This window comes from Streptomyces sp. AC627_RSS907 (genome assembly GCF_019049165.1).
Window position 1 is genome coordinate 1 of the sequence record NZ_JAGMUE010000354.1, and the last position, 565, is coordinate 565.

General features: G+C 69.2%; 2 protein-coding genes. Both read right to left on the minus strand.

Annotated features, from left to right (window positions below):
* The coding region (locus tag KUM32_RS35695; RefSeq protein WP_308408806.1) for a DUF4229 domain-containing protein at nucleotides 1–177 on the minus strand (177 nt) is incomplete at its 3' end.
* A 132-nt stretch (nucleotides 178–309) separates the two neighbouring features.
* The coding region (locus tag KUM32_RS35700; protein WP_217146070.1) for a GNAT family N-acetyltransferase at nucleotides 310–565 on the minus strand (256 nt) is incomplete at its 5' end.

Here is a 565-nt window from a genome sequence, read left to right on the forward strand (position 1 = left end):
GCTCAGCGGCGCCGAGACCACGATCGCCAGGAGCAGCACCCACAGCAGGTTGGAGTCGCCCAGACCGGACGGCAGGATGCCGAAGTGAACCAGGCCCCACAGGACCAGGAAGCAACCGACGAAGATGCCCAGACGCATGGCGGTGTATCGGAGCGTGGCGCTCGGCGTGAGAGACACGGCTGGTCTTCTTTCTCCCGGGGGTGCTGCGGTATCGGCCGGATGGTGTTCGCCTGCCCGTCTAGTGAATCACGTCGGAAAAGCGCCGTGGGAGGCGGCTCCACCGTCCGTCGCCGGCCGGGCCCGTGGACGTCAGTCCAGCCGCAGCCACATGCAGATGTCGTCCCGGTAGTCGCCCTCCGCCACCCTGATCGACTCGGGCACGCGGCCGACCTCCTTGAAGCCGACCGTGGCGTAGAAGGCGTCCACTCCGGTGCCGCCGCGCACCCCGAGGCGCAGCGAGGCGAAGCCCAGGTCACGCGCCATGTCGATGGCCTCGCGCAGCATGGCCTTGCCGTGCCCGCCGCCCTGCAGGGTCGGTTCGATCATGACGGTGACCAGCGTGGCC